Source organism: Agrobacterium leguminum (assembly GCF_005144435.2).
Classification (GTDB): domain Bacteria; phylum Pseudomonadota; class Alphaproteobacteria; order Rhizobiales; family Rhizobiaceae; genus Agrobacterium; species Agrobacterium leguminum.
Genome location: NZ_CP120212.1, coordinates 1,607,501 through 1,627,388 on the forward strand (window position 1 = coordinate 1,607,501; position 19,888 = coordinate 1,627,388).

The window sequence follows — 19,888 nt, forward strand, 5'->3', positions numbered from 1 at the left end:
TACCGACACGTCGATGTCATCATGAACTGACTTGATTGTAAAAGGTAATCAGGTTGCCGTTCCTTTGGAACGGCTATGGATGAGCATAGACAATGAGAACGAAGAAGTGAATTAAGGGCATTTGGTGGATGCCTTGGCATGCACAGGCGAAGAAGGACGTGATACGCTGCGAAAAGCCGTGGGGAGCTGCGAATAAGCTTTGATCCATGGATCTCCGAATGGGGCAACCCACCTTAAATGCTTGGAAAATCCAAACCGTCTTCGACGGCTTGGGTTTCCAAGCATTGTGATAAGGTATCTTACTTTCGAATACATAGGGGTAAGAAGCGAACGCAGGGAACTGAAACATCTAAGTACCTGCAGGAAAGGACATCAACCGAGACTCCGCAAGTAGTGGCGAGCGAACGCGGACCAGGCCAGTGGCAATGATGAATAAAGCGGAACGATTTGGAAAAGTCGGCCATAGAGGGTGATAGCCCCTTACGCGTAGAACAGTCATTGTCCTTGAGTAGGGCGGGACACGTGAAATCCTGTCTGAACATGGGGAGACCACTCTCCAAGCCTAAGTACTCGTGCATGACCGATAGCGAACAAGTACCGTGAGGGAAAGGTGAAAAGCACCCCGACGAGGGGAGTGAAATAGAACCTGAAACCGGATGCCTACAAACAGTCGGAGCCCGCAAGGGTGACGGCGTACCTTTTGTATAATGGGTCAACGACTTAGTGTAACTAGCAAGCTTAAGCCGGTAGGTGTAGGCGCAGCGAAAGCGAGTCTGAATAGGGCGATTGAGTTAGTTGCATTAGACCCGAAACCGAGTGATCTAGCCATGAGCAGGCTGAAGGTTGGGTAACACCAACTGGAGGGCCGAACCCATAACTGTTGCAATAGTTCGGGATGACTTGTGGCTAGGGGTGAAAGGCCAATCAAACTCGGAAATAGCTGGTTCTCCGCGAAATCTATTTAGGTAGAGCGTCGACCGAATACCCTCGGGGGTAGAGCACTGGATGGGCTATGGGGACTCACCGTCTTACTGATCCTAACCAAACTCCGAATACCGAGGAGTACTAGTCGGCAGACACACGGCGGGTGCTAACGTCCGTCGTGAAAAGGGCAACAACCCTGACCTCCAGCTAAGGTCCCCAAGTCATGGCTAAGTGGGAAAGGATGTGAGGATCCCAAAACAACCAGGATGTTGGCTTAGAAGCAGCCATCATTTAAAGAAAGCGTAACAGCTCACTGGTCTAAATAAGGGTCTTTGCGCCGAAAATGTAACGGGGCTAAAGCCATGCACCGAAGCTGAGGATTTGCACTTTGTGCAAGTGGTAGCGGAGCGTTCCGTAAGTCTGTGAAGGCGGACCCGTGAGGGCTGCTGGAGATATCGGAAGTGCGAATGTTGACATGAGTAACGATAAAGGGAGTGAGAGACTCCCTCGCCGAAAGACCAAGGGTTCCTGCTTAAAGTTAATCTGAGCAGGGTTAGCCGGCCCCTAAGACGAGGCGGACACGCGTAGTCGATGGGAACCACGTTAATATTCGTGGGCCTGGTGGTAGTGACGGATCTCGTGTGTTGTTCAACCTTATTGGATTGGTTGGGCGGCGAAGAGGTTCCAGGAAATAGCTCCACCGTATAGACCGTACCCGAAACCGACACAGGTGGTCAGGTAGAGTATACCAAGGCGCTTGAGAGAACTATGTTGAAGGAACTCGGCAAATTGCACGCGTAACTTCGGAAGAAGCGTGACCCTTTTGTACGCAAGTATGATGGGGTGGCACAGACCAGGGGGTAGCGACTGTTTATCAAAAACACAGGGCTCTGCGAAGTAGCAATACGACGTATAGGGTCTGACGCCTGCCCGGTGCTGGAAGGTTAAAGGGAGGGGTGCAAGCTCTGAACTGAAGCCCCAGTAAACGGCGGCCGTAACTATAACGGTCCTAAGGTAGCGAAATTCCTTGTCGGGTAAGTTCCGACCTGCACGAATGGCGTAACGACTTCCCCGCTGTCTCCAACATAGACTCAGTGAAATTGAATTCCCCGTGAAGATGCGGGGTTCCTGCGGTCAGACGGAAAGACCCCGTGCACCTTTACTATAGCTTTACACTGGCATTCGCCAAGGCATGTGTAGGATAGGTGGTAGGCTTTGAAGCAGGGACGCCAGTTTCTGTGGAGCCATCCTTGAAATACCACCCTTATCTTCGTGGATGTCTAACCGCGGTCCGTTATCCGGATCCGGGACAGTGTATGGTGGGTAGTTTGACTGGGGCGGTCGCCTCCGAAAGAGTAACGGAGGCGCGCGATGGTTAGCTCAGACCGGTCGGAAATCGGTCGTCGAGTGCAATGGCATAAGCTAGCCTGACTGCGAGACTGACAAGTCGAGCAGAGACGAAAGTCGGTCATAGTGATCCGGTGGTCCCGTGTGGAAGGGCCATCGCTCAACGGATAAAAGGTACGCCGGGGATAACAGGCTGATGACCCCCAAGAGTCCATATCGACGGGGTTGTTTGGCACCTCGATGTCGACTCATCGCATCCTGGGGCTGGAGCAGGTCCCAAGGGTATGGCTGTTCGCCATTTAAAGCGGTACGTGAGTTGGGTTCAGAACGTCGTGAGACAGTTCGGTCCCTATCTGCCGTGGGTGTAGGAATATTGACAGGATCTGTCCCTAGTACGAGAGGACCGGGATGGACGTATCTCTGGTGGATCTGTTGTCCTGCCAAGGGCATAGCAGAGTAGCTATATACGGAATGGATAACCGCTGAAGGCATCTAAGCGGGAAACCAACCTGAAAACGAGTGTTCCCTATCAGAGCCGTGGAAGACGACCACGTTGATAGGACGGGTGTGGAAGCACAGCAATGTGTGAAGCTTACCGTTACTAATAGCTCGATCGACTTCTTCGTTCCCATTGAATATGTTCATCAAGCCAAGCTTGATGATCTGTTCTGTCCTGACGCCCGAAGGGCTCCGGACGGGCCGCGCCACAGGGCGCGACGACCTCTGGTCTGTATGGCTGCCATGCTCATTGTTGAGCAAAGGTGGAATACCGACAGGTCACAGAAAGACGTGTAAATTAAATAGAGCGTTCAGCTCTCCAGCTTCTCGAAACAACAGTTTCCATGTGAAAACATGGTCTGTGATCGCTTGGATCAGACGTTGCCTCATATGCGAGGTGACCGTATGGCCAATTGGTGTCCCCTGTGAGCGTCAAGCGAACAGGATAAGGTACACCAATAAACAAGCAATCATATGATCCATGCGAAACGCATGGATCATATGTTGCGTTTTGCCGACCTGGTGGTTATCGCGGGGCGGCTGCACCCGTTCCCATTCCGAACACGGCCGTGAAACGCCCCAGCGCCAATGGTACTTCGTCTCAAGACGCGGGAGAGTAGGTCGCTGCCAGGTCTGCAAAACGCAACACAAAATCTTCTCAATCACAAAAGGGGCACAAAGCCCAAATCAAAAGGCCGCAACAGCGGCCTTTATGCTATAATAAAACCATCAACGCGGGGTGGAGCAGCCCGGTAGCTCGTCAGGCTCATAACCTGAAGGCCGCAGGTTCAAATCCTGCCCCCGCAACCACTGAAACTTGAATATTTTGCCATTCAAGTCGCTTAACAGAAAGCTCCTCCGCGTAAGCGTCGAGGAGCTTTTTGCGTTTCTGCTCTGTGTCGAGTTCACCGGCGCGAAGCTTCTCCAGATAGTCGTGCTGCTTCAGTGCCTCGAACTGCTTCTCGAGAATCGTTGCTGCCTCCATCGCCGCGAGGATGCTGGCAATCCGGCCATGGACTTCGAGGGATGCCGGCTGGTGGCCAGGGGTCTTGCCGATCACCACCTTCTGAATGAACTGGCGCACGAGGTTGATGAAGGGCTGCTTCGTCTCGGTATCGGCGTGCTCGCGCAGGTAATAGAAGGCCGAATTGATGACCAGCTCGACAGCTTCAGGACTGACCTCCGCCTTCAGCTTCCTGAGCTTCTCCCCGAAATCTTCCTTCGCCGGCGTTTGCTTCAGGCGCGCTTCAAGGCCGGCCCGACGCTCCTCGAGTGTGTCGAGCATGTCATCAAGGGTGGCAAGACGCGGGCGGCCCTCGGCGGCACGATCGCTGATCTGCTGAATGATCTGGCGCTGTTCCTGTTCGGCAGCCTTCAATTCCCCGGAAATGCGCTGGCGCTCGTCGGGTTCATTCTTGACGGACGCTGTGATGTTGCGGCGAGCCTGTCCGGCGACATCGTCGAATACGCCCATGCCGAAGAAGGCGGCGGGGAGGCAGGACAGAACCCGATCCTCGAGGTTCTTGCGGAGAATGGTCTTCTGGTTGGAGCAGCAGGCACCATCGAGTGCTTCGATTGGCAGCTTGTTCTTGTGGTTGGAGCAGCCGTAGCGTTCCTTGGCCATGATGGCGTAGGAACCACCGCATTCGGCGCACTCCAGCATTCCGCTCAGCAGGTAGCTCGGCCGGTGTGTCCTGTTCAGCGGATTGGTGGTCGTCCGGGAAAAGTTCTCGAGTGTCGTCAGTTGCCTTTCTTTTACACGCGCCCAGAGTTCGTCGCTGATAATGCGCATGGACGGCACTTCCGTCACGACCCATTCGCTTTTGTCGTTGAGGCGGGCGGTGCGCCGTTCGGTCTCGGGGTTCTTGCGGTAATTCTGCTTGTTCCAGACGATGCGGCCGACATAGAGTTCGTTGTGGAGGATGCCGGCCTGCCGCTTGCCGTCACCACGGATCGTGTCGTCGCGCCAGTACTTGTGCTGCGGTGCAGGGATATGGCGCGCATTGAGGCTCGCGGCGATCGCCGCGGGACTGACGCCATTTGCATATTGCTCGAAGATCCAGCGCACGATCTCTGCCTGGGCAGGGTCGATCTCTCGCAGGCCCCTGATACGGTCGCCGTTGGCGTCGCGCTGCTGGCCGAGGCGGTAGCCGTAGGAGAGGCGGGTCGTTGCAGTGCCCTTGCGCGCCGCTGTCTTCATGCCTTCTCGTGTGCGGAAGCGACCTTGCTCGACCAGTTCGTGACTGAGCGTGGAGCGCATATGCAGTTCGATATGACTGATCTCCTGCCCGGCCTGGACGGTCCAGATCGCCGTGTCGTGGTAGCTGAGTTCCTTGAGGATTTTTGAGCTATGCTCGACATCGCGGGAGAGGCGATCGACGGTGACACAGAGCACGACATCGATCCGCTCGCGCTTTACATGCGCCAGTAGTTGCTGGATGCCGGGACGCGATGTGAAGGAGGTTCCGCTGATTGCGGAGTCGGCATAGGTCTCGACCAGCTTCCAGCCCCTGTCGGCGACAAACGTCTTGCCGAGTTCGATCTGCGTTTCGATCGACACTTCGTTCTGGCGGTCGGTGGAGTAGCGGGCATAAAACAGGACAGTCTTGGTCATCGTGGTCTCTTATATCGAGATGAAATTAGGGACATGGTAACCGGCGGCGGGGGACTTGAGAGCCCCGTCGCGATGCCGGGTCATCATGGCCCGGCAGGCGTGGGGGTGCCGGCGGCAATAATTGCCGCCGATGAAGTGCTGCTCCTGAGCGCTGGTCAGTAACCCATCGTGGCGCGGTAGGCCGCGGCCGCATCGGTGTTGCCGCCAATCCAGCCATGCTCCTGAAGCTTGAGAAGGCTGTCCACGACGCCATCGCGCGCGCCGCACCAGGTCCAGCCGGTGTCGGCGGGGCGAATGATGAAGACTTCGGTGGAGGTCACCTTGATCCGCGTCGCGCCCGTCTCCGCCTTGACGGCTTCGCGAAACAGTCGATCCAGTTCCTTGATCCGGCGTTTATGTTCGGCCGTCAGGTGCGCCGGCTGGACGCGGGACGGGGTCTTCGACGGGATGGGCGTCGCGGGGATACGGTGGGTGAGGACGAACACACGATGCACCTGCTTGCGACGCCAGGGTGCCCGGTCGATATCGACCATAAGGCCGTTATTGGTCACATCGCAAAAAAGCTCGCCACTGATCGCGACGCGGTGGTTGTTCATAAACACGACGCAAGGGTGGCTTTGCTGGATGCCCGTGCGGGCTTTGAGGTATGCCGCAAGGGTCGGACGACCTTTGATGTCGTGCCATTCGCCTGCATAGCCCAGCAATCGCAGGGTGCTCTCGATCTCGTCGTCGTGCGTCTTCGTGATCGCGGGAGCGCGACGACGGTCTACCCAGCCAGCGCCATGACGGTTGAGGCGCACGGCATCCCGGACGCGGGACATCGGCTCACCCGTGATGGAGGCCATAGCTACTGTGCCGGAATGCAGCCGGCATTTGGTGTCGTTATCGACGTCGTGGAGGTGGTGGGTCTTGGTCGCACCGAGTGCGGACGGGAGGTCGATGATGTTGGGCACGTTCGGATCCTTCGTATCCAGGGTGGAGTTGAAGGAATGCGCTCACCACTCTGGATCCTTCAGGCGTCCGTTCGCCCTCGATCCCATCTCTTTGTGCCTGAAAGCCACCACACGGATAAGGTGACCCAGGCTGGGCAATGCTCTGCAGGACGGTCCGCACCGGCCAGAGCCTCTGTAAAAATCGGTACGTCACTCGATCATCGGTGTCACGAGCGCGCCAGGAGTCCTCCCTTGCAAGATTGTCCCGGTTAGCAAAAAGCCAATCAGAAAACCAGTTTCCGCCATGCAAGGGCTTCCGCTGGTGCGCATTCCGGCCGAGGCGTTTACCTCAGCCGTCGGCGACATTATCCATACCCCTTGTGAAATCAATGCAGTGACCTTGCAGGCTTCAGGAATATTTGAAAACCTGGCTGACCAGGGCTTAATCAAATCGATAGCATTTTAGCGAATTGGATGGATGCTGATGAGTCGATCTTGGATGATCGGCCCCCCAGCACTCTGGAAATCCGATTCAGGATAAACGGCGTTTAACCGAGTAATGGGGGGAGGTGTCGTAGAGATTGCAAACGCCGTTAGGTGTTCCAGTGGCAGCGCAAGGTGAGCAGGACGGGGATCGTAGGCAGGTGGACGAAACCGCTCAGGCGCCCTCGTCGGCACCGTCAGGATAAAGCAGATGGGGCTTGCGGCGGAAGGGCCAGTCGCCATCCCGGTACTTCTCAACAAGCCCATCGAAGACGGTGAGGGATTCATGCTCGTCGAAGCCCTGCTTGACCAGCATCCTGACCACCCGTTTTTTAAACTTTCCCAGCGTTTCCGTTGCTCCCTCGGCAGCCATGGCGGAGATCGCCATGAACAGCGCCGTTCGGGCCACATCGTCGCGTCCGGGGCGCTTGGCCTTTTTGTCGGCATCACGCAGCTTCTGCTGTCGCTCGCGCTGTTTACTGTTGCGGATCTCCTCGGACTTCGCTGGCATGCACTCTTCCCCGTCAGGTCTCTGGCTACCGATGCCAGACCGTTGTCACTACTGCAACGCCGTTTGCATGGAATCGGAAATCCCGGTTTATGAATCGTTTTTTTTGGGTTCTGAATCAAATGAGCGCAATTTGAGATCAATTGCGGGCACGTTGAGACAGGTCGAGATAAGCTGGCGAGGGACAAACGGCGGACGTGAATCAAATGACCAGCGTTTGGAATCAAAAATATCGGACCTTGAATCAAATGATCGCAATTTGTCTCGACGTGCGGACACTTTGAAATGACCTGTGGGCAAGCTGAGGGAAGTCACAAGCGGCTTCCTGTCGCGCTTGCGCCTGCAGGACCATCTCCACTCCGGAATATGAGGCGGCGAACCGAAACCTTCCCGGTCGGTTCATCCGCGAGGCCGCATGTCATATGTCCCAGCCGTTCGCGCGGAATGTGCCATCTTCGGATGGAAATCGAGCGTCGCTCTTAGACGGCGAGACGCTGGCTTCGTGTTTACTTCGTCGCGTGTTTCCGTGACGGCCAAACTACTTCGTGAAGGCCTTAAATGTGCGAGGTCGCCTATCCGGCTTGGGTTTTGGATTTTGCCGTGAAATAATACCAATCGATCATGAAGTGAAAAAATTTTATAATTATCATATATCTCGATGTTTATTGATTAATATGTCGTATATCGTTGAATATGTCTGCTAAAAACCGCGGATAAATAAAGATTATAATCAACTATATACTTTAAATATGTTTTACTTGAATTTGCATTACGTCCGTATTGGCGCAATCATATAGTCATCCGATGCGTTGTTCGTCGGATACATTGTTAACGCGTCACACGGAGACTTCCATGCGCACCAGAAATACCAAGACCACTGCGACCGCCGCCTTCTCCTATAACTATGAAGAAGAGGGGATCGGGCACACGACGCGCGATCTGCTCGAAAGCAGCGCGGCTCATATCTTCGACCTCGGGCGCCGCACCACCGAGCAGACTTTCGAACTCGGCGATCATCTGGCGAAAGCCGCGGACCTGCTGGCTGATGGCCGATTCGACAAATGGGTAAAGATGCGCTGCGGCCTCTCCGCGCGCAGCGGTCGCAATTATATGGCGGTGTTCCGCAACCTCGGCCATGTTCGCGACGAACTGGTCGATCTCTCGGTCGGGGCAACAGCGCTGTTCCATCTGAGTTCGGCAACGACCGACCAGATCACGGCGGCCATTGCCTTTGCCGAGGAGAACGGGCGCCTTCAGGTTGCCGACGTGAAGGCCATTCTTGCCGGTGGCGAGGAGAGTGGCGACAAGGCCGAGAAGGACGATCAGTTCTCGACCGGCGGTGTTGGCGGACTGAAAGTATTGATTGCGGCCAAGATCCGCGATGGATTGAAGGCGTTCATTGAGCACGTTGTCACGATCTGCAAGGCGGTCGAGGCCGCGCTCAGCAGAAGCCGCGTGATCAAGGAGGCGCTGGCGAAGGAAATCCAGGACATCGCCCGCGTCGCGCGTCAGGAACTCGAAAGCCTGGCGCTGTTCATCGAGCCGGAGCTCGATTATGGCCGCAACACTCGGCCGACCAAGTTCCCGAAGAAGACCGGCTGGGCCGAGGTCAACGATACGCTCTATACATTGGATGGTGTTGATGGCTGGCCGAAGTCGAAAGACATGCGTGACTGGCTTGCGCTGCATGTCCTTCCGGTGCTCGGTTGGGCGGTGTCAAAGGAGCGGAAGCCGGAATGGCCGCTTGCGGCGCCAACTGCTCCGGCTTCCGAACCGGCGGTTCCGGCAGAAGCGGACAGCGTCGGCGATCATCACGATGCCGAGCCGGTAATGTCGGACGAGGTCTCTGATGATGCCGATGTCCCGGATGAGGTGATCGATCGGTTCGGCGCGGCGCTGGAGGAGGCGACCGGCGGCTTCATGACGGTCAGCCGTGAGGCGCCGCGAAACCGCAAGCAGTTTGCCAAGGTGCCGGCGCTTGCCGATGACAGCGTTGTCGAGGCTGAACTCGCGCCAGCCGTCACGCCTTAAGATGCAAGTTGCACGAGGGCCGGGCGACCGGCCTTCCCGCCAAACTCGGAAGGGCCGCATGTCGGCCCTTTTCCTTTTGCCTGATGATGGCGAGTGAAACGCTGAGGCCGACCGTTGCGATCACCGGAAGCGTTGATCGGCCTGGACGTTGTGAGCCCGGCGTTAACTATGTACCGGCTTTGTTCCTTTTTGCTCTCCCGGGTCCTTGAGCCCGGCTCCCGGTCCTGCCAGGTTGGGGGCGTTCGGAAGACCGGACACAAAACGGCCCAAGCCGATGCTACCAACATCGACAAGGGCCTGACCCTCAGCCTTCGCGAAAAGGAATCGGGCTATGACCACGTTTACCTCTATGACCCCCACAGGGGAAGTTCTCCGTTCGTCCGCCGCAATGGCATCGATGTTCTCCCACCGCTCATTCGGTGCTGGTGCCCGGACCGGCCTTGGCGAGCCGCCCGCGTTGCGCCGCCATCCGCATATCGTTCGCTTCGCCGAAGTGGAAGCTGATCTCGATCTGCTGATCGATCGCGCCATTGCCGCCATCGCCGACGGCGAACCCGTCGAGGACGAAATCCTCGGCCACTACGTTCACATCGCCTCGCTCGTGCGCGCCGTCTCGTTCCGTGAAGGCAAGCTGCTTGAGCAGGCGGTCGAGCGACTGGCGAAGGCCAATCCCAACATTGTTGTCTTGACGCAGTCGCTCAAGCTTCCGCTGGTCAAGGCGGCGCTCGAAGCCGTCTCCGGCAACGACTGGTCGAGCCTCGATGGGATCAAGCTTGACTGCGAGGCGCCGGCCAAAGGCAGCTATACGCCCGACCTGATCGTGGTGAACCGGACAAAGCACCTGGCCTACATTCTCGACGTCAAGCGTTCGCTCGCCTCTTACGGCGACACCAGCCGTCTCGAAGAGCTGAAGATGAAGATGATGGCCTCGGCAATGGTGTTGCCGGACTGGCTCTACAAGAACCACAAGCGGCTCATGATCGACACGGTCGAGGTTGCCATCGTCGATGGCGCCAGCCGCCCGAGCGATCATGCCACCGGCATCTGGGCTCTGTCGGAGATCGACGACCTGCTCGAGATCGACGGAGTTGCGGCCTGCATGGCAGAACTGCGTCTGCGCTTCGGCCGCCGCGTGCAGCAGCTTCTTGAGGCGGAAGCCCGTAAGGCACTGGGTGTGGTGGCAATGGCCAAACCGGATACGGCGCCCGCCGCTGCCATTATCGCAAACCGGCTGATCGCTCTGAACGGTCCGGCCCGCACTTTCGAGGAAGAGCAGGCGATGGGCGCGCCGGACGAGGATGATGGCCATTACGATCTCGGCTGCTTCGACGACGAACCGGAGCCCGCCCGCATCCGGGTCGGCTTCGCCCGCCGTCCGCGTCGGCACTGACGAGCCGCTAGCCCAACGGCTCAGCCGCGGCCGCGCCTGAAGCGCGTGGCCGGCTTCCCTCATCCTCCATTCCACGAACGCCGGATGCGATGCGCTCCGGCGAGGAGACAGTCATGTCCATCGATACCCATAGCCCGACTGTGACCGGCTTCCTCTGCGAAGCGGTCACGACCGATACCATCGCGTCGCCCTGCCTTCGCAGCAAGTCTGCGAATCTCCCTCATATTCAATCCGCCGACCTTAGCCACGGTTCGACCAACCGCGACGATCCCGCCGTTCTGATCGGGTTAGCGCTTGCCTGCGTCCGGCAAGGTCCTTTGCTGGATGGCCTTGTTCCTGAGCCTCTGATGCAGCGGTTGCGCGCTACTGCCGACAGCGGCAATGCCGCATGCCGCCTGATGCTCGACTGGCTGCGAAGCCGCAACCGGGATCTCGATCGGTCCCGGAGCGAACACCTGAGCCTGTCTGGCTCGACCGGTTCGTCGGCTGACGCGCATCCGCCACGTCGTTCGCCGCGCGACCGTGTGTTGGCGCGGATCCCGAATCCCGGTGGCATTGACGGGCGGCGGCGTGGTCGGCCGCGTCGGCGCGATCCGGTGCAGAACGCCCAAACGGCAATTATTGCCGCGGAGACGGGAGGCCGGACTGATGGATAAGCTCGCCCGACTGCTTGTTCGCCGCCTTCGTCATCTTGCCCGCCGCGAGGCGCGCCGGATCGCTCTGCGCAACGGCCTGCTGGAAAGCAAGATCGTCGATGTCGATGGTCATCTCACCTGCCGCTACAGTCCAGCCTTTGACACGACACGACTGACCGGCGATCCGATCCGTGACGATACTTGGTTCCGGCGGAATTTTGGTGATTGGCTTATCCCATCGAAAGAGACCGGCAATCCGGGGCCGGGTTCCGGTGGCGATGGTGTCGTGACCGCCGGGACCGTTCATCCGCCGTTCGCCTCGCAACTCGTGAACATCCCTCGGGTGCGTCATGGCGCAAACGGAGAGGACGCGTTGCTGAGCAACGGTATCGATCGGCGGGCCTATGCTGTCGGCCTGGTGGATCGGGCAGCCGCTCAGCCACTGGTCAGTCACATCGTGTCCGCCCTGGTTCTGGCGCGAGCGGTGCAAAGGAGCGGACGATCGCTTCGGGAGATCGTCTATACGCTGACCCGTGTGACACCGGTCGTCACCCTCCATGCGCCACTTGCAGGCTTCGAGGGGCAAGTGCTGCGGCTCCTTGAAAAATCCCGGCTGGTGCCCGGCGGCCCGTTCGCAGTCATCGAGTCGGATCACATGTTCAATGACGATCACTTCGATGTCCTCGAAGCTGAGACACGCAGGCGCCTGATGACCTTCTCGGGCGCGGGCGTGCATCGTGTCACGGGCAATGCCCTGCGCCGGCGGATGCTCAGCGCGCTGTCCCGCGACCTGTCCGTCCTCGCCATCGCGGAAAAACGGTCGGACATTCCCTCGTTGCTGCAGATCGCCGCCGACCTGTCACTGGAAACGGGAAAGCTCGACCGCAGGTTTGTTGCCGATCTGGTCGAGGTGCTTTATCCGGACACGGCAATCGAGACGCTCGGTCTGCCGTCGGATTCCGATGCGCGCTGGCTGTCGCTCGAGGATCTGGTTCTTGCCTTCCGTCCAGGGCGGCATGTTCACGACGTGCTGCATGTCCTTGCAGTGCTCATTGAGCGCAATCGCAGTGACTTTGAGGAAGAGGAGGGCGGTGGTGGCGACAAGACATCCGCATCGGCATCGTCCAGCACATCCACCGAGAAACCCCAAGGCTCGCACGAAAAGCCGAAATCGTCCGACACCGAAAACAACGGTCGCTGGAAGAAGGACAAGCCGTCGGGCTCCGAAGTGATCCAGCCGGAGGCTTTGCCGACAGCAGGTGAGATCGGCCACAAGCCGCCAATGACCGTCGAAACGCTATCCGGATATGGCAAGGCGAAGGACTGGGCGCTCGATCTCAAGGCAGACCTTGACGATTATCGGGCGAGCATCCTCTCCTGGTCGGAGATGAGCACCAAGCTTTTGCTGTCCGGTCCGCCCGGGACCGGCAAGACGACCTTTGCCCGTGCGCTCTGCAACAGCCTGCAAATCCCGTTGATCGTCACATCCGTCTCGACCTGGCTGCAGGGCGGACATCTGAACGACGTGATCGACAGGATGAGCAAGACCTTTGTCGAGGCGCGGGCCATGGCGCCGGCGATCCTGTTCATCGACGAGATCGACGGTATCGGCAAAAGGCAGCCGGCCGAGTGGGAATATGCCGACTATTGGAATACCATCGTCAACAAGGCGCTGGAACTGCTCGATGGCGCGATCAAAAACGAAGGGCTGATCATCGTCGGCGCCACCAACCGCCCTGACCATATCGACGAGGCCATCAAACGATCAGGACGATTGGAAACCCATATCGAAATCCTCAAGCCCGATGTGCCGACGCTGGCGGAAATCCTTGCCCATCATCTCGGTGACGATGTGACGTCGCTGATCCGGGAGCCAGTACAGGAAACTCGCTTGGAAGCCGATGATGGATTCTCGCTGAAGAGGATCGTTGCCGATCATCTGAAGGAAGAAGAAGACCAATGGAAAGGAGCCAGCCGATGACCGAGCAGCAGAACACCAACGCGTCGGAATTGTCGGCAGCCGCCCAACACGGTAATTCCGCCGATGCGATCCTCAGGCGTCTCGCCACGCGGGCGATGGGGCTGACAGGTGCGGATATCGAGCGCATCGTCCGGGAAGCGCGGCTAAAAGCCCGCCGCGGCAAGCGAGCGATGCGCTATGAGGATATCGAAGACGGCATCCGCGGTCATCGCCCGCCCGTGCCGCACAATCTGCGCTGGCGCTACGCCTTCCACGAGGCCGGGCATGCCGTCGTGCATCATGCGCTTGATCTCGGACCCGTTCGCGGCCTCAATATCGATACCGGCGAGGGCGGCTACAATCTCGTCGGCTTCCACGTCTGGGCCACCGACACTCTTGGTTGGTACGAAAACATGCTGACCATGCTGATGGCCGGAAGGGCTGCCGAGCAACTGGTGCTAAAACGCGTCTCCAGCGGGTCCGGTGGTACCGACGACAGCGATCTGGCGCGCGCCACCCGGCTGGCCTTCGACATGGAGCGCACCCTTGGATTCGGAACCGAACATCCGCTGCTCTATCGGCCCCATCGCGATCCGGGCGCCGTACTCGACCGTGATACCGAGTTGGCGGCTCGTGTCCATGCCAGGCTGGAAGCGGCGCTCGATCGTGCCGCGGCGATCCTCAGGAGGCGCAGGCCGACCTTCCATGCCCTCGCCAAGGCGTTGTTCGAGGCCCAGGCGATGGATGAAGAGGCGGTGCTGCAAATCCTGACAGACGGTGATCTGATGTGCTGACCTTTCCATGGCTTTAAGGATGACCTGGGGCGTTGAGTGAACCCCTCGGGCTGGACCACGGACACGGAAAAACTGATACACTCTATGGGCCTCAATTGGAGACGGCTCATGAAGCCCCGAGGTCCATATCGACGGCAATCGACGCAGTTCAGGTTGCAGCTTTACCATTATATCCGAAACGGCGTCATTGGACGACGCGACGCAGAGCGCACATAAGGCGTTTCGGCCAAGCTCATCCGGTTATGACTGACGCAGTTCGACCGTGGCGAGCTGAACGATGAGGCCATTGTTAATCTTTGGCTTAGAAGGCGGGCACTCACGTTCTAAGCGTCTCGCGTGCTCAACATTAGTTTACAAGCATTTTCATAGTTGAAACCAGCTTAGGTCAGATTCTTGAGCTGCGGCAGCGCCTCGAAGAGGTCTGCGACGAGACCGTAATCCGCCACCTGGAAGATCGGCGCTTCTTCATCCTTGTTGATGGCGACGATGACCTTCGAGTCCTTCATGCCGGCCAGATGCTGGATGGCGCCCGAGATGCCCGCCGCGATGTAAAGCTGCGGCGCCACCACCTTGCCGGTCTGGCCCACCTGCCAGTCGTTCGGCGCATAACCGGCATCGACGGCGGCGCGGCTTGCACCGACGGCTGCACCCAGCTTGTCGGCGACGGGAAGGATGACTTGCCTGAATTTCTCCGACGAACCGAGCGCACGGCCACCCGAGATGATGATCTTGGCCGATGTCAGTTCCGGACGGTCGGACGACGCCAGCGCATCGGAAACGAAGCTGGAAAGGCTTGGATCGGCCGCCACTGAGACGCTGATAACAGTGGCGACCGATCCCGCTTCGCCTGCTGCGGCAAAGGCGGTCGGACGCACGGTGATGACCTTCTTCGCATCGCTCGCCTGCACCGTCTGGATGGCGTTGCCGGCATAGATCGGCCGCTTGAAGGTGTCAGGGCTGACGACCTCGATGATTTCCGAGACCTGCGCCACATCGAGAAGGGCCGCAACGCGCGGCGTCACGTTCTTGGCCGATGCCGTCGCCGGCGCAATGATGACATCATAGGAGGGGCTAAGCGAAACGATCAGCGCCGCCAGCGGTTCTGCCAGCGCATTGGCATAGGAGGCGTCGTCGGCAAGCAGCACCTTGGAGACGCCGGAGAGTTTCGCGGCTGCGTCAGCAGCGCCCTTTGCGCCGGAGCCGGCGACCAGCACGTGCACGTCGCTTCCCGTCCCCTTGGCAATCTGGGTTGCCGCCGTCAGCGTCTTTGCCGTCAGGTCGGAAAGGGTTGCGTTGTCGTGTTCTGCCAGAAGAAGAATGGTCATGAGAATATCTCCCTTTTCCGAAACTCGGAGCATTTCCAGTAAAACTGCGCAGCGGTTTTACGTCCGGAAAATGCGTAAAAACAAAGATGCAGAGTGCGTCCGGGCGGACGCGCTCTAAAGGACGCCGTCGGCCTTGAGCTTTTCGACCAGTTCGGCCACCGAGCCGACCTTGATGCCGGCCTTGCGGCCTGCCGGCTCCTCGGTCTTCAGCACCTTCAGGCGCGGCGACACGTCGACGCCGAAATCGGCCGGCGACTTCTTGTCGAGCGGCTTCTTCTTGGCCTTCATGATGTTCGGCAGCGAGGCATAACGCGGCTCATTGAGACGAAGATCGGTGGTGACGACGGCGGGAAGCTTCAGCTCCACCGTCTGCAGGCCGCCATCGACCTCGCGCGTCACTGCGACCTTGCCGTCGGAAGGCTCGACCTTGGAGGCAAAGGTGCCCTGGCCCCAGCCGAGCAAGGCGGCCAGCATCTGGCCGGTCTGGTTCGAATCGTCATCGATCGCCTGTTTGCCGACGATGACGAGGCCGGGCTGTTCGGCTTCCGCTACACCCTTCAAGAGCTTGGCGACGGCGAGAGGCTCGACCGTCTCGTCGGTCTCGATCAGGATGGCGCGGTCCGCACCCATGGCAAGCGCCGTGCGCAGCGTTTCTTCCGCCTTGGCCGGGCCGATCGACACGACCACCACCTCGTCGGCCTTGCCCGCTTCCTTCAGGCGCAGCGCCTCTTCCACCGAGATTTCGTCAAACGGGTTCATCGACATCTTCACATTCGCAAGCTCGACACCCGAACCATCCGATTTTACGCGGATCTTCACATTGTAATCGACAACGCGCTTGACGGGGACAAGGATCTTCATGACTTTGTTCTCTCTATCTGACCCGGCCTGCGATCGGAGATCGAGATGGGTGTCGACTGAAATAGCGTCGCAATACGCCAGCGCTCGCAATTTCTTTTATGGAATTACAGGCAGCGCAAGATATGCGGGCCATTGCCCTCCCGAATGCAATGTCACCTTGCCTCTAAAGGTTGAGGGCGGACGATCATTCGGGTCGTCATGAACCATGCGAACCGTCGCGGCCTGTTTTCCGGTTTGCGGCGGCCAGACAAAGTCAGCGCCACCGATGACGAGAGCGATGCGATAACCTGCGGGAATCTGTAAGCTCGTTGGCCAGATCGAAACCTCAACCTCATAAATCTCACCCGGCACGAGTGGTCGGCGTTCATCATGTGAATGGAGGGGCTGGCACTCGGATGATCTTTGCCAGTCGAGCTTTCGTTGCGACGCGCGCAGCCATCCCTGTGTCGGGGCTGCGCAGGGATCGGTCGCTGCGAAAAAGCTGACATCCTGGCCATCCGGCGCGATAACACGGAAAGTTATGAATAGATCGGTATCTTCGGTCTCGCATGAAAGCCAGAGCTTCGCCGAGAGGGGGCCTGCCAAGATCATGTCTTCAGCAAATGTTTCCGTAGCGAGGACAATCTCAGCTTCGCCGGGAACGTACTCCGCAGTCGTTACGGCGTCGCGTGTGTGAGCAACTAAAGTTCGCGCGCCGAGGTCAAAGTAACGACGTTCCCAGCGGATATGAGGCAGCGGCCAGTCCGTGCCCTTTATTACCTCGGAAACTTTGTCGTCGACGGAACGAATTGCGACTTCAACCCTCGGTTCATCGGACCAATCGTTCTCGATGTCCTTCAGGTGAAAATCGAAGAACTTCGCCAGATAAGCGACGCGTTCAGGCGTGAAGAAGGTGAAAAAATAGGACCCGCTCTCCACTTTGAGCCATTTCTGCTCCGAAGCCAGCCCGGTCCACCCGGTGATCGTTCCGCGCAACTGCAGTCCCAGGCCACCCCAGTTGGCAATGACAAGGGATGGGATTTCAATCTGGGAAAGGTCTGCTATCCGCTCTCTGAACCAGTCGTCGAGGAGTGGATGGGCAAGCAGATCCTGCAAATAATCAACACGATTTGCCTTCAGTTCTTCAGGGGAAAGGGCTATCGCACCGTTGGCCACCGTGCCGGTATACATGTCGGTGAACGGCGTGCCGTGATTTCCGTTCTGATTGGGAAGTCCATGGCGATCCCACCAAAGCGTATTGAAGCCGTTTGAGTAGACACCGTCGTTACGGACACGATCCCGGTAAAAATCGTGAGTGCCCTGGCAGAATACAGCCGCCTTCAATCCTTTGGGTCTTTTCGCAGCGATACGCCAGTTGGTGCAGGTAATATAACCCAGCCCGAGCACACCTGCCGATCCGTTACACCAGTCCTGTGCTACGGCCCACTCAATCGCGTCGAAACCGTCTTCGGCCTCTTGCGGAGAGTTCGGCTGCATATAGCCCGCCGATTTTCCGTATCCCCGTGCGTCTATCTGGAGCATCGCATAACCCCGGGCGACCCACGCTTCAGGATCCGGGCATTCCCAGATCATATGTGCTCCCGACGATGCTTCGAGGATTTCAGGATAGCGCTGTTCGACCGTTCCCCAAACTGCAGGAAACGCTTCGCGCACATGCACGTCCTTGCCGTAAGGCGTGCATGTTACGATTACCGGGTGCCGGCCATCGCTAGTCGGTCGGAAGAGGTTTGCAATCAGAACCGTCCCGTCCCGCATCGGCACGGCGATATCACGGTCAATCTCTATGGAGGGCTTTTTTTCAGAAGGCATCATCTGTGATCCTCATCAGAGTCGAGGCGCCTGCCCGAATCTTCGCTTCCAGCGAGAGCATTTCTGGCAATACGCGCGCGAAGTAGAATTCCGCGGTCGCAAGTTTGTTTTCGTAAAACTGCCGGCTCTTGCCAGAGCCCAATTCACGCTCCGCTGCGGCTGCTGCTTGAGCCCACATGAACGCCAATGAAAGATGGCCAAGCATATTCAGGTAGTCGAAGGAGGCTGCTCCCAGTGCCTCGCCGTCTGCCCGCAAAGCGTGTGAAAGCTCTCGCGTGAGATTCTCCAGGCGGGCAAGTTCGTGCATTAATGTTTGCGACAGCGCGTTAAGCCGATTTGTTTCAGACATCTGCGCTGCGAAGTCGCGGATCAGTGCAAAATAACGATCGAGCGTCTTCGAATCGTCGAGAAGTACCTTGCGGTGCAAAAGGTCCATCGCCTGGATTCCGGAAGTGCCTTCTCCCAGGCGCAACATGCGCTCATCGCGAAGATATTGCTCTATGCCGTTGTCCTGTATGTAGCCATGCCCGCCGTAGCATTGTAACGCCATGTCGATGCTTTCGAACGACTTATCCGAAAGAAAAGCTTTCACGACAGGCGTGAGCAGAGATACCAGTTCATCGCATTCCTGCCGCGTTTTCGGATCGTCGTGTAGGGCTGCCCGCTCCAGGGTAAGTCCGATCCACAGGCAGAACTGGCGTGCGCCTTCTGTGAAAGCGCGCATTGTCATCAGCATACGCCGCACATCAGGATGTACGATAATCGGATCGCCGGCGAGGTCTGGATATTTTGCACCTGAGGCGGCTCGGCCGGCTATACGTTCTTTCGTGTAGGAAAGAGCGTGACGATAGGCGGTGTCGGCGATACCGGTCGCCATCGCGCCCGTTGCTAATCGCATTGTGTTCATCAAGACGAACATGTTCGGCAAACCCTGATTGGGCTTGCCGACAAGATATCCCGTCGCGCCGTCGAAATTGGTCACACATGTGGCGCTGGCATGAATGCCCATTTTACGTTCCAACGACCCGCAGGAAAAGTTGTTGCGGGCGCCCGCCTCGCCGGAGCCGTCGGGAAGGAACTTGGGAACGAGAAAAAGACTGATCCCGCGTGTGCCCTCGGGTGCGCCTGGGAGCTTTGCCAGAACGAGATGGACGATATTCCCGGCCATGTCGTGATCGCCCCAGCTATTGAACATCTTGGTGCCTGTGATCTTGTATGTACCGTCTTCCTGGGGCTCCGCCCGAGACCGGATGAGTCCGAGAGCCGATCCGCATTGCGGTTCGGTGAGAGACATGGCGGTGGCCCATTCGCCCGAGACGATGCGGGGGACGTAAACATCCCGCATCTCGTCCGTGCCATGATGAAGCAATATCTGATAAACACCGGGGGAGGTGGCTGGGCACATGGCAAAGGCAAGGTTTGCCGCCCCCAGCATTTCATCCATTATGTTCTTGAAAATATGGGGTAAACCCTGCCCACCGTGTTCGGGTCTCGCAATGAGCGAAGCCCAACCGCCGTCGATGAATCGCCGATAAGCTTCGACAAACCCGCGCGGTGTAGTCACGCCCTGCTGTGTCAGTTGCGCTCCTTCACGGTCGCCGCTCTCGTTGAGCGGTGCCAGAACTTCGGATGTAAACTCTCCTGCCGCCTCGATGATGGCGTTGACGGTATCCTCGTCCAGCTCTTCGAAACTCTTCAGGTCAGTGATTTCGCCTATTCGCAGGACGTCGTGCAAAAGGAATTTGAAATCTTCAATCGGGGGCGTGTAGATCGGCAT

Annotated in this window: 12 protein-coding genes, 1 tRNA gene and 2 rRNA genes; 8 read left to right on the plus strand and 7 right to left on the minus strand. The window is 58.2% G+C overall.

All coding sequences use genetic code 11. The features are described from left to right. Positions 1 to 100 precede the first annotated feature (100 nt). From CFBP4996_RS21985 to CFBP4996_RS21995, 3 genes are all read left to right on the plus strand, one after another. Positions 101 to 2,897 (plus strand): 23S ribosomal RNA (locus CFBP4996_RS21985). A gap of 390 nt (positions 2,898 to 3,287) precedes the next feature. Beyond that, a 5S ribosomal RNA gene (gene rrf / locus CFBP4996_RS21990) occupies positions 3,288 to 3,402 on the plus strand. A gap of 100 nt (positions 3,403 to 3,502) precedes the next feature. Continuing rightward, a tRNA-Met gene (locus CFBP4996_RS21995) sits at positions 3,503 to 3,579 on the plus strand. Here the strand turns inward: CFBP4996_RS21995 and CFBP4996_RS22000 are convergent. From CFBP4996_RS22000 to CFBP4996_RS22010, 3 genes are all read right to left on the minus strand, one after another. Beyond that, positions 3,536 to 5,383 (minus strand): recombinase family protein, encoded by a 1,848-nt coding sequence (locus tag CFBP4996_RS22000; protein ID WP_137396217.1) that lies wholly within the window; start codon positions 5,381 to 5,383, stop codon positions 3,536 to 3,538. The two genes, CFBP4996_RS21995 and CFBP4996_RS22000, sit on opposite strands and share 44 nt — an antisense overlap. A 155-nt stretch (positions 5,384 to 5,538) precedes the next feature. Beyond that, positions 5,539 to 6,336 carry a hypothetical protein gene (locus CFBP4996_RS22005; RefSeq protein ID WP_080853810.1) on the minus strand — a complete coding sequence of 266 codons (798 nt, stop codon included), beginning with the start codon at positions 6,334 to 6,336 and terminating at the stop codon, positions 5,539 to 5,541. A gap of 637 nt (positions 6,337 to 6,973) precedes the next feature. Then, positions 6,974 to 7,309 (minus strand): hypothetical protein, encoded by a 336-nt coding sequence (locus CFBP4996_RS22010; protein WP_080853813.1) that lies wholly within the window; start codon positions 7,307 to 7,309, stop codon positions 6,974 to 6,976. A gap of 849 nt (positions 7,310 to 8,158) precedes the next feature. Here CFBP4996_RS22010 and CFBP4996_RS22015 point away from each other — a divergent pair. From CFBP4996_RS22015 to CFBP4996_RS22035, 5 genes are all read left to right on the plus strand, one after another. Next, positions 8,159 to 9,337 carry a hypothetical protein gene (locus CFBP4996_RS22015; RefSeq protein WP_080853814.1) on the plus strand — a complete coding sequence of 393 codons (1,179 nt, stop codon included), beginning with the start codon at positions 8,159 to 8,161 and terminating at the stop codon, positions 9,335 to 9,337. 331 nt (positions 9,338 to 9,668) lie between these two features. Further along, a complete protein-coding gene (locus tag CFBP4996_RS22020; RefSeq protein ID WP_080853815.1) occupies positions 9,669 to 10,727 on the plus strand; it encodes a hypothetical protein in 1,059 nt (352 codons plus the stop codon). Positions 10,728 to 10,840: 113 nt separating this feature from the next. Further along, positions 10,841 to 11,383 (plus strand): hypothetical protein, encoded by a 543-nt coding sequence (locus tag CFBP4996_RS22025; protein ID WP_080853816.1) that lies wholly within the window; start codon positions 10,841 to 10,843, stop codon positions 11,381 to 11,383. Next, complete coding sequence (locus CFBP4996_RS22030) at positions 11,376 to 13,343, plus strand: AAA family ATPase (RefSeq protein ID WP_080853817.1); 1,968 nt, start codon at positions 11,376 to 11,378, stop codon at positions 13,341 to 13,343. Before CFBP4996_RS22025 ends, CFBP4996_RS22030 begins: the two co-directional genes overlap by 8 nt. After that, positions 13,322 to 14,116, plus strand: a complete 795-nt coding sequence (locus CFBP4996_RS22035; protein WP_233283510.1) for an ATP-dependent metallopeptidase FtsH/Yme1/Tma family protein — start codon at positions 13,322 to 13,324, stop codon at positions 14,114 to 14,116. The genes CFBP4996_RS22030 and CFBP4996_RS22035 overlap by 22 nt, the downstream gene beginning before the upstream one ends. Positions 14,117 to 14,496: 380 nt before the next feature. Here the strand turns inward: CFBP4996_RS22035 and CFBP4996_RS22040 are convergent, their stop codons facing one another. The 4 genes from CFBP4996_RS22040 to CFBP4996_RS22055 form a co-directional block, all read right to left on the minus strand. Further along, positions 14,497 to 15,441, minus strand: a complete 945-nt coding sequence (locus tag CFBP4996_RS22040) for an electron transfer flavoprotein subunit alpha/FixB family protein (protein ID WP_080853807.1) — start codon at positions 15,439 to 15,441, stop codon at positions 14,497 to 14,499. A gap of 114 nt (positions 15,442 to 15,555) precedes the next feature. After that, positions 15,556 to 16,302 (minus strand): electron transfer flavoprotein subunit beta/FixA family protein, encoded by a 747-nt coding sequence (locus tag CFBP4996_RS22045; protein WP_080853806.1) that lies wholly within the window; start codon positions 16,300 to 16,302, stop codon positions 15,556 to 15,558. Positions 16,303 to 16,398: 96 nt separating this feature from the next. Next, entirely contained in the window at positions 16,399 to 18,114 is a 1,716-nt protein-coding gene (locus CFBP4996_RS22050) for a CocE/NonD family hydrolase (protein WP_080853805.1), read from the minus strand. Further along, entirely contained in the window at positions 18,101 to 19,888 is a 1,788-nt protein-coding gene (locus CFBP4996_RS22055) for an acyl-CoA dehydrogenase C-terminal domain-containing protein (RefSeq protein WP_080853804.1), read from the minus strand. The genes CFBP4996_RS22050 and CFBP4996_RS22055 overlap by 14 nt, the downstream gene beginning before the upstream one ends.

Excerpts from the sequence above, each read along its gene's own strand:
- CFBP4996_RS22000 (WP_137396217.1), bottom strand. The coding sequence starts at position 5,383 with ATGACCAAGACTGTCCTGTTTTATGCCCGCTACTCCACCGACCGCCAG.
- CFBP4996_RS22010 (WP_080853813.1), bottom strand. The coding sequence starts at position 7,309 with ATGCCAGCGAAGTCCGAGGAGATCCGCAACAGTAAACAGCGCGAGCGA.
- CFBP4996_RS22015 (WP_080853814.1), top strand. The coding sequence starts at position 8,159 with ATGCGCACCAGAAATACCAAGACCACTGCGACCGCCGCCTTCTCCTAT.
- CFBP4996_RS22020 (WP_080853815.1), top strand. The coding sequence starts at position 9,669 with ATGACCACGTTTACCTCTATGACCCCCACAGGGGAAGTTCTCCGTTCG.
- CFBP4996_RS22025 (WP_080853816.1), top strand. The coding sequence starts at position 10,841 with ATGTCCATCGATACCCATAGCCCGACTGTGACCGGCTTCCTCTGCGAA.
- CFBP4996_RS22030 (WP_080853817.1), top strand. The coding sequence starts at position 11,376 with ATGGATAAGCTCGCCCGACTGCTTGTTCGCCGCCTTCGTCATCTTGCC.
- CFBP4996_RS22035 (WP_233283510.1), top strand. The coding sequence starts at position 13,322 with ATGGAAAGGAGCCAGCCGATGACCGAGCAGCAGAACACCAACGCGTCG.
- CFBP4996_RS22040 (WP_080853807.1), bottom strand. The coding sequence starts at position 15,441 with ATGACCATTCTTCTTCTGGCAGAACACGACAACGCAACCCTTTCCGAC.
- CFBP4996_RS22045 (WP_080853806.1), bottom strand. The coding sequence starts at position 16,302 with ATGAAGATCCTTGTCCCCGTCAAGCGCGTTGTCGATTACAATGTGAAG.
- CFBP4996_RS22050 (WP_080853805.1), bottom strand. The coding sequence starts at position 18,114 with ATGATGCCTTCTGAAAAAAAGCCCTCCATAGAGATTGACCGTGATATC.
- CFBP4996_RS22055 (WP_080853804.1), bottom strand. The coding sequence starts at position 19,888 with ATGCCGATCTACACGCCCCCGATTGAAGATTTCAAATTCCTTTTGCAC.